Origin of the sequence: Moorena sp. SIO4A5 (assembly GCF_010672005.1) — a bacterium.
GTDB lineage: Bacteria > Cyanobacteriota > Cyanobacteriia > Cyanobacteriales > Coleofasciculaceae > Moorena.
In genome coordinates this window covers 1-8,817 of the sequence record NZ_JAAHHZ010000207.1, presented here as the reverse complement: position 1 = coordinate 8,817, position 8,817 = coordinate 1, and the positions used below count along the sequence as shown (strand labels likewise).

At 45.2% G+C, this 8,817-nt stretch carries 13 protein-coding genes; 6 read left to right on the top strand and 7 right to left on the bottom strand.

From position 1 onward, the window contains the following. The 5 genes from F6K57_RS32320 to F6K57_RS32300 form a co-directional block, all read left to right on the top strand. Positions 1-797, top strand: a 797-nt coding sequence (locus F6K57_RS32320) for a DUF1350 family protein (RefSeq protein WP_293072142.1), incomplete at its 5' end; no start/stop codon positions are given. Between the two features lie 370 nt (positions 798-1,167). Next, on the top strand, positions 1,168-1,371 hold the full coding sequence (locus F6K57_RS32315; protein ID WP_293019706.1) for a hypothetical protein: 204 nt from the start codon (positions 1,168-1,170) through the stop codon (positions 1,369-1,371). Next, positions 1,364-1,873, top strand: coding sequence for an N-acetyltransferase (locus tag F6K57_RS32310; RefSeq protein ID WP_293072141.1), 510 nt, complete (start codon positions 1,364-1,366; stop codon positions 1,871-1,873). The genes F6K57_RS32315 and F6K57_RS32310 overlap by 8 nt, the downstream gene beginning before the upstream one ends. A gap of 45 nt (positions 1,874-1,918) precedes the next feature. Continuing rightward, positions 1,919-2,677, top strand: coding sequence for a HEAT repeat domain-containing protein (locus F6K57_RS32305; RefSeq protein WP_293019704.1), 759 nt, complete (start codon positions 1,919-1,921; stop codon positions 2,675-2,677). A 72-nt stretch (positions 2,678-2,749) separates the two neighbouring features. Next, positions 2,750-2,890: a hypothetical protein gene (locus F6K57_RS32300; protein ID WP_293019702.1), complete on the top strand. Its 141-nt coding sequence runs from the start codon at positions 2,750-2,752 to the stop codon at positions 2,888-2,890. A gap of 108 nt (positions 2,891-2,998) precedes the next feature. Here the strand turns inward: F6K57_RS32300 and nblB are convergent, their stop codons facing one another. From nblB to F6K57_RS32265, 7 genes are all read right to left on the bottom strand, one after another. Beyond that, entirely contained in the window at positions 2,999-3,661 is a 663-nt protein-coding gene (nblB, locus tag F6K57_RS32295) for a phycobilisome degradation protein NblB (protein ID WP_293072140.1), read from the bottom strand. An 84-nt stretch (positions 3,662-3,745) separates the two neighbouring features. Next, a complete protein-coding gene (locus F6K57_RS32290) occupies positions 3,746-4,213 on the bottom strand; it encodes a CBS domain-containing protein (RefSeq protein WP_293072139.1) in 468 nt (155 codons plus the stop codon). Between the two features lie 191 nt (positions 4,214-4,404). After that, positions 4,405-4,818, bottom strand: coding sequence for a DUF4351 domain-containing protein (locus F6K57_RS32285; RefSeq protein ID WP_075896758.1), 414 nt, complete (start codon positions 4,816-4,818; stop codon positions 4,405-4,407). A 130-nt stretch (positions 4,819-4,948) separates the two neighbouring features. Continuing rightward, entirely contained in the window at positions 4,949-5,248 is a 300-nt protein-coding gene (locus tag F6K57_RS32280) for a glutathione S-transferase C-terminal domain-containing protein (RefSeq protein WP_293072138.1), read from the bottom strand. An 84-nt stretch (positions 5,249-5,332) separates the two neighbouring features. Beyond that, positions 5,333-5,590, bottom strand: a complete 258-nt coding sequence (locus F6K57_RS32275) for a Tom37 metaxin N-terminal-like domain-containing protein (RefSeq protein WP_293072143.1) — start codon at positions 5,588-5,590, stop codon at positions 5,333-5,335. 537 nt (positions 5,591-6,127) lie between these two features. After that, complete coding sequence (gene murG, locus F6K57_RS32270; protein ID WP_293072137.1) at positions 6,128-7,192, bottom strand: undecaprenyldiphospho-muramoylpentapeptide beta-N-acetylglucosaminyltransferase; 1,065 nt, start codon at positions 7,190-7,192, stop codon at positions 6,128-6,130. After that, complete coding sequence (locus F6K57_RS32265; RefSeq protein ID WP_293047788.1) at positions 7,185-7,322, bottom strand: hypothetical protein; 138 nt, start codon at positions 7,320-7,322, stop codon at positions 7,185-7,187. Before F6K57_RS32265 ends, murG begins: the two co-directional genes overlap by 8 nt. Positions 7,323-7,634: 312 nt before the next feature. Between F6K57_RS32265 and F6K57_RS32260 the strand changes: the two genes are divergently transcribed. Further along, the gene (locus tag F6K57_RS32260; RefSeq protein ID WP_293072136.1) at positions 7,635-8,459 is read left to right on the top strand and encodes a nuclear transport factor 2 family protein; all 825 of its coding nucleotides are present in this window, start codon (positions 7,635-7,637) and stop codon (positions 8,457-8,459) included. The last annotated feature ends 358 nt before the right edge of the window (positions 8,460-8,817 follow it).

The window sequence follows — 8,817 nt, the reverse complement described above, 5'->3', positions numbered from 1 at the left end:
TAGGTGTTGTTCAATTGATTGGTGGTGCGTTTTTCGGAAGTTTTCCGACAATTTTTTACCGGTATATCGCCAAGCGATTATTTGAATCAGGTTATACCGTTGTTGCCAGACCGTTTAGATTTACCTTCCGCCATTGGCCTGTAGCCATTGGTTTGGTCAAAGAACAAAAACCCCTATTCAATGGAATTTTAGAAGAAGCAAAAAAATTGGGCTATGATTACAGTATCTATGAAGAGGACTCCTCTGCCAGAGCGAAGAATTATTTTTGGTTAGGTCACAGCTTAGGAACAAAATACATCGCACTCTTGGAACTTTTAAGTGATTTGGAGTTCAAAAAAATTCAGGAAATTCTGGGAGATTGTGTGGGTAAAGATCAAGAGGAGCAGATTCATAATAGCATCAGAGATGCTGATCTAAAAGATATTTCTTTGATCAATCAACCCTCTGTATTAATGGCTCCTGTTATTAGTGGTACCAGTAGTGCCGTTCCTGTTCCATTCATAGCTGATTTAGTAGACAGACTTGGTTTCGGGGTGTTACCCACACCGAAACAAACCTATTGCTTGATCAAAAATAGCAGTTTATTTAATCTTACTGCTTTAATTAGCTTCAGTAAGGATAAGATTGCTGAAGAAGCTGGAACGGTGCGTTGGCTACAGGAGAATTTAGGCAATAAACTCCTCACTGATAAGAAACTTCCTGGTAAGCATCTAACTCCCCTCGGTTGGCTCCGGGGAAATGATCAACTTGCGGATACGGTTATTGAAGTTATCACAAAACTAGCCGAGCGAGTCTAAGGGAGCAGGGAACAGGGAACAGGGAACAGGGAACAGGGGGAAGAGTATCGGAAGTGTGGGAAGTGTGGGGAGATGGGGAGATGGGGAGATGAGGAGATGAGGAAGGGGTCAACCTACAACCTCTAACCTCTAACCTCTAACCTCTAACCTCTAACCTCCAACCTGCAACCTCTAACCTCCAACCTGCAACCTCCAACCTCCAACCTTGGCCTTTGGCCACGCTACGCGAACAACCTCCAACCTCCAACCTCCAACCTCCAACCTTCAACCAAATAACCTCCAACCTCTAACCGTCAACCGCTAAAAGCTGTGCCATTGTAGTAAGATGGAGAAAGTAAAGAATTGTTAAAATCAACGAACCATTAAATTCATGGCTATTTTTCGTCAGTACATTGCTCCCCTACTGGCACTACTAGGCTTCTTAATTGCCCTATTGGCAGTCAGTTCTCGGATCTTTTTACCGAACGATATGCTAGCCCCTGCACCGATTGAAGAAGTTGACGCTGCCAGCATTCAAGCACCAGTATTCGCTCAGCTGGTTGTTAACCAAAATTTCGCGAAAATTGGTGAGTAAGCCATTGTTAGCAGGCTACCAGCTACGACTGGGAACGGTACGAGAACGGGCAATTTTGGTGAAGTTCATGGAGTTCACTTACCAAGAGCTTTTCCCAGAACAAAATGATTTTTCTCACCTGGCGAAGACTGTTAAACAGTACTTTTCCAGAGAAACCCCCCTGTGGTGGGTTACAGCAGCGGATGGGAACGTTTCTAGGAAAGGTTATACTGCAACTCATCCCTTGCCCGTGGGGTGTCTGTGGATGGGCAATGGGGTTGATCAGGTAAATGGCGATCGCTATGGCTATATCTTTTTACTGTACGTCATGCCAGCACACCGCCGTCAAGGCATTGGTTCAGCACTGATGCAGCAGGCTGAAGCTAGGGCAAGGGCAAGAGGCGATCGCCAAATTGGACTACAGGTGTTTCAATCGAATCAAGTCGCTTTGAACCTTTACCACGGACTGGGTTTCCGCACCCAATCTCTGTGGATGGTTAAACCATTGGCAAGGAAATACTAATGAAGACTCTGGTAGAATCAGGCAAGATAAGGTAGGTTATCAGGCATGTATGAAGATGATGATCTGAGTTTACTGGATAATACGGCTTTACTAGAAAGCCCTTTAGATGACATAGAGCCGATTGAAGATGAGTTAGAAGCTTCCAAACCTGATCCAGAGGAAATGCTGGCTCTGTTAACGGCACCGGAAAGCCAACAACGGATGCTAGCAGCTCGTGCCTTTTGTGAGTTGCAAGATGAGCGGGCAATTCCCCATCTGATTAACCTGTTAAATGATGTTTGTCCTTTGGTACGGGTAAGTGCTGCCTATGGTCTCGGGCACAATCCCAGTCCCACGGCAGTAAAGCCCTTGATTGACCAGCTAACCGTTGATTGGAACGGTTATGTCCGTAAAGGGGTTGTTTGGGCATTGGGGAACTGTCGCGATCGCCGTGCTTTAGCTTCTCTAATTGATTCCCTAAAAACGGATATTCCTGCAGTGCGTTTGTGGGCAGCTAGTGCTCTGGCGCAAATGGCAGAGTTAGATTATGAAGAAGTAATCGCATCGATTCCGCCCTTGATTACTGCTTTAAGGAAAGACCCAGTAGCAGCAGTGCGCAGTAATTGTGCTTGGTCTATCGGGCAACTGTGTCGGGAATTGCCCTCCAATGCCGTTTACGCTGGTGCTATTGATGCCTTAATTGAAGCAATTGCTGATGATGAAGACCTAGGGGTAAAAGAAGACGCCAAAGCTGCCCTCTTGAAAGTGGGAGACCCCCGTGGACTTCAGATGATTGAAATGATTGAGATGGAAGGGTTTTTGTAAGTTGGCATGTTATAGCCCTGGGCGCGGGAAGTCTGGGGAGATGGGGAGATAGGGAGATAGGGAGATGGGGAGATGGGGAGATGGGGAGATCTTACAAGGGTAGGTTTTGAGTACGTACTTTCATTAGCTAGAAACTCCTCAATATATGTATTAAAATATGTATCAAAATACACAATCATTTCCGGGGTAATTCTGCCCATTTCCCGCTTCTGACGACTCCCGACTCCCGACTCCCGACTCCCGACTCCCGACCCAAATGTAAAAAACCTACCCCTGTGAGCCCCTCTCCCCACAGTCTTCTTCCTATTCCCTGTTCAAGCCTTATGCTTTTAAGCCATCTTGCGCTACACTAGCCACCTGCTCAACACTGTCATTAGCTAATGTTTCTAGGACTGCCTTAGCCTCTTCTCCTCCCAGATTAACCAGTGCCTGTACTAACCGGTAACGAATTTGCCAGTCGGAATTAGTGGCAAAGGGAATCAGCAGAGGCACAGCCCGGGGGTCTCCCAATTCTCCTAAGGAACTAATGGCGGCTGTTTGGATTAAACTGGTATCGGATTTGAGAGCGTCTTCTAAAATTTGAAATGAACGGGGTTCACCTAGTTCCCCTAAGGCAGCAATAATACTAAATTTAACGATCCACTCAGTGGTTTGGTGATAGATTTGCTCTAAATCATCATAGGCTTCGGTGAGCTTCAAGGCACTCAAGGAATCCGCTGCTGCTGCCTGAACATCTGGTTCTGGATCATTCAAAAGGCGATCGCGTAATAGGGTCAAAGATACGGTTAAATCCTGATCACCCAAGGTATCGAGCTGGCTGACTGCCCCATATCGAATCCGAACATTGTTATCTTTAACCAAGGGTTGAATTAGCTCAAACCCCACCGATGGTTCCAGCTGGCGTAGTTGGTTTAATCCTCTAATGCGGTGGCCAAAATCCGATGAATTCAGCAGCTCTTGGACAGATTCACGAGTAACGCTCATGGGTATTTGATCTATATGTAGCCAAAACTCAACTTACCATGTTACTTGTTCACCGTGAACACTGTTTGAGATAGAACAGTTTCCTTAATTCGCTAATTCAGCTGCCATGGCCCGGACAATATCCCCAGATGTCAGAATTCCAATCACTTGCTCTGCCTCATCTGTTACTGGTAAATGGTGGATTGATTTTTCCTGCATCAACTTAGCCGCTTTCCGTAAGGGTTTATCGGGTTTGATGCTCATGGGATGACCAGTCATTACGTCCCCAGCGGTTTGTCCGAGGGCTTTATGGAGTTCTTGGTCATAACGGGCAGGATTTTCTAAGTAAATCACGCTGTCGAGAAACATGATATAGACTGGCGGTTCTACTCCTGTCTCCTGCCACAGCAAGTCAGCTTCTGAAATCACTCCTACCAATTTGCCTGCTTCGTTAACCACTGGCAAGCCACTGATGCTTTGTTCAGCAATAATTTTGATGACTTCCTTGATCGGTGTTTGGGGCTGCACTACGATCGGCTCGCGGGTCATGACTTCAGCAACGGTTTTGGCCATAGTTGGGTTTTTAAGGGTTTTGAATGGTTTGCCAGGTGATAACTATATTCTCCCACTGCCTTAGTCTAGAAGGTGATAGAAGTCTGAAAACTTTATGGTTGATTAAGCTTTTACCGTAAGCTTTGACCGCAGCAAAGGCAGCGTGAGTAGTCTTCAGCTTAGATCCCACCCACCTAATACACAAACCCTTCTCAACCATAAAAACGATCAAGCCAACCCTCCAAGTCGGCCATACTAGAAAACGCGATCGCATCTATACTCAGAGATTCAATTTGTTCCAAAGATAGTGCTTCAATTTGCTCCTGTCTCTGAGGTGCCAGCTTAGAGAGTCCTTCCCACCTCAGAGCATAGTCTTCGGTTTTCCAGGCGAGTTGTGCCAGCAGGATAGACACCGCTGCTTCTCGTCGGGCTTCGAGTTTAGCTTCGTTAATAATTTCTTTGAGGTGACCCCCTTCTAAAGACTCAGGAAGCTCTTTGGCCACTACTGTTGCGTTTTCGATTATTGTATTACCGAGTCGAATATCGTGATAGGCTTCGTCTTCGTTTTCCGCTTCAAATTCAGTTTCGTAATGAACGATCATCCAATACCGTTTCACTTCTGTCATCGCAAATGCCTCCCATTGTCTCCATATTGATTCTGAATTTCTGCTAGATTACACGACTTGGCCACTTGAGGAGGTGACAACAATAATACAATAGAATTATAGATTCAAACACAAATTAAGTGACTCTCGATTAAGAAGGCAAATAATCATGAAAAAACTCCTGTTTCATCCGTTCACAATATTGACAGATATTTTTAAATTGAGATACGCGATCAATAATCATACTCTTGAAAGGAGGTAAAATCATGTTTCCAATATAACCATAAGCCGTTGCATCTAAAGTGGTCGCTTTATCCCCCATAAAAAATGGTTTATCTGCTAAATAATCAGACAGGGCTTGAAAATCAGCATTAATAATTTCACAAACTTCCTTCTCGGAGTGACGACCAATGCCCTGTTCATAAATCTGATTATAAATGGACTTTCGCACCTGTTGGAAAAACTGTTCCGATTCTGGTGTCGAGCTTCCAGCAAAGTAGAGATTCGTTAATGTTTGTTTTAAGACTTGCCAGTTTTATTCAATGTTATAACGAATATAAAGCTCTCCCCAATAAGTATTTTCTTTCAGCATCCGCCGAAAAGCTAAGGATATTGCTTTTTCGGTTGAGGTCAAATCGCCGTCAGGATCTATGCCCTCTTTTTCCTTAAGCATCTCGATAATTAGGGTGGAGTCTCCGATCAGTTTTCCTTCATAGTCTATAAAAGGAATTTTGCCTTTGGGAGCTTTAGCAAAGTCCTTAGGAATCTCGATATCGTAAGCAATATTAGCTATACGCAGCCAAGTTTATAATTTCATACAGGGTGGACTAATGCTCGGTAATCCCCAGAAAGGTGGTGCCTTATACAAAGTAATCATAAAAGTAAATTTGGTTCGATATTACCAATAACTATTATAGCAATTATACGACTTTTGAGGTACAAATTTCTGGTTTTTAGGGAGCAGGGAGCAGGGAGCAGGGAGCAGGGAGCAGGGAATAGGAACCCACCCCTAACCCCTCCCAGGAGGGGAAGAGGTGAAAAAGAATGTGTACCTCATAGCTACGAAAAACGCTATATATATAATGAATGGTAAAATGATAATAATTTATTAAATTAATCTAGTCATTATCGAATCAAAACCTCTAATATAGCCTACAGTAAATTTTGGTTTTTTTTGCAATTATTTTCTTTATATTACTCGGGTTGAGCAATTTTTATTATATAAAATAAAATAAAGCACTTTTTAACCTAATGAGATACACCTAATTTTTCTCTTTCCTCTTCTCTGCTCCCTGCTCCCTACTCCCTACTCCCTTTCCCATTTAATATTTCATTGTTCAACTAACTCACGAACTAGAGAAGCTAAACGCTTTCCACTATCCCTAATCGCAAGACTAGCTGCTTTTTGTTTCATATCTTCTAACCTAGTTGGTGACTTGAGTAAAGCCAGCACCTCCTGTTCTAACGTTTCGTGAGTCAACTGGTCTTGACGAAATACTAAAGCAGCACCAGAATCCTTAAAGCTAGCTGCATTGAAAGCTTGATGGTCTTCTGCTGCATAAGGGTAGGGAATCAGAATGGCTGGTGTTTCACTTATAGCTAGCTCCGTTAAGGTTCCGGCACCAGCACGGCTAATGGCTAAGTTTGCCCGTTGCAGTAATGGTGCCATCTGGTCATAAAAGGGCATAGACAGGTACTGAGGATGGCTAAGAGTGTTAGCCTCTGGGTCTTTTTCTCCAGTTAAATGAACAATCCAAGCACCAGCTTCAAACCAGACGGGAGCACATTGGCGCACTAGTTTATTCACTGCCACTGCTCCTTGGGAACCCCCAACCACCACAATCAAGGGTACCTCTGGTGGAATCGGGAGTTCCAGGGCCTGAGTCAGTTGAAAACTATCGCGCACTGGTGTACCAACGGTTACAGTTTTAATCCGGGGTAAGTACTTGGAAGCGGCTTCAAACCCTAGGGCTACGGTATTGCAAAAGGGACTTAGCCAGCGGGTTACTTTTCCGGGAATAGCGTTAGATTCATGTATAATGGTAGGTAGACCCTGCCACCGTGCTGCCATAATTGCAGGTCCAGCGATGTAACCCCCAGTGGTGAAGACACCATCAAATTTACCCTCTCTCAGCAGTTGCCGCACTTGCCAAATTGAACTGACCAGGCGGGTAACAATGCTTAGAGTACCGAGACCGAAGCGTTGTTGAAAGCCTTCTACGGCAATGGTGTGCAGGGGGTAGTCTGGTGGTAGCAACTCATTTTCAATGCGGTCAGGAACACCAAGCCACTCAATAGTGTAATTGGGTAAGTGTTGGGCTACTGCGAGGGCGGGAAATATGTGTCCCCCCGTACCACTAGCGGCAATCAGCAATCGAATGGGTGACTTAGACACGGCTATTGGTCTCCTTGATCAATTGGGTGAGGGACGTTTGACTTGGGTTAATGGGAGTAGGGAATCGGGAGTAGGGAATCGGGAATCGGGAATCGGGAGTCGGGAGTCGGGAATCGGGAAGTCGGAACAAATCCTTTCTACCTCATTACATCAATAGGGAATCGGGAATCGGGAATCGGGAATCGGGAACAAATCCTTCCTAAAACCCTAGCAGTGGTGCGACCCCGCGCTTTTTCAAAGCTAAGGGTGAACGCCCACCGATGAAAATCTCGAGATCACGACTGTCTGGACTAGACATAGGTTATCAAACTAGATTTGGTATGATTGGTGCAAGGGATTACCCTTTCTCCAATCATCGATGATCAATTACTAATTACCAGTTACTAGTTACTAATTAACAGTTACCAGTTACCAGTTACCGATTACCAGTTACCAGTTACCAATGACCAATCCAGCAACCTTACTGCAACGACTATCCTCTTTTACTACTAAAGTCAAGTCTATTTCTTTGGACTGGTCAGTATTTGTACTATTAACGGCAGGGTTGACCCTCGGCTCTCCTCTGAAAGCCCAAGCAGATAGTCCGGAAACCGCACCGCCTCAGCTTAAAGATACCCTCAGCCAAATTGATCGCTTCGCTAATGGCAAGGATGTTGAAGGGTTGCTGGGATTCTATAGCGCTAATTTTACTAACTCCGATGGCTTAAGTCGGCAGTTGATGGCAGAAGCGTTGACTCAATTGTGGCAGCGCTACCCTTTGTTGAATTACCGCACGGAACTGACGGATTGGCAGCAAGAGGGCAACGCAATTGTGGCAGAAACTGTGACTTATATTACTAGTAACGAACAGGATGCTAGTAAGACGAAATTTGAATCGACTTTGCGATCGCGTCAGCGCTTTGAAAACCAAAAAATTGTCAATTCAACCATTTTGGCAGAGCGTTCCCAAATCACATCAGGAGCCAATCCTCCCAAGCTAACGGTGAAGTTACCAGAACAAGTGCGTATTGGTCAGCGATTTAATTTTGATGCCATTGTCACCGAACCCCTCGGAGATGATTTGCTGCTGGGAGTAGCTATAGAAGAATCGGTCAGCTCAAAGCGCTATACTAATCCCACGGAGATTGACCTGGAATCTTTGGCTGCCGGGGGAATTTTTAAGGTTGGCCGAGCCCCACTGTTACCAGAAGACCGCTGGATTTCAGCTATATTAATTCGGGGGGATGGGATGATTATGATTACTCGACGGTTACATGTGGTTGAGTGATTAGGTTTGAAGGGAGTAGGGAGTAGGGAGTAGGGAGTAGGGAGTAGGGAGTAGGAAATGTGGGAAGTTTAGGAGGTGTGGGGAGATGGGGAGATGGGGAGATGGGGAGATGGGGAGATGGGGAGATGGGGAGATGGGGAGATGGGTAAAATTAGCCCTATCTATGTTTTACGAGAATGAAACAGCCCTGCTTCCCATGAGCTAGTGCATCAACAGAGAATCAAATCTTATTACTATTCCCGATTCCCGATTCCCGATTCCCGATTCCCGATTCCCGATTCCCGATTCCCGATTCCCGATTCCCGATTCCCGATTCCCGATTCCCGATTCCCGATTCCCGATTCCCGATTCCCGATTC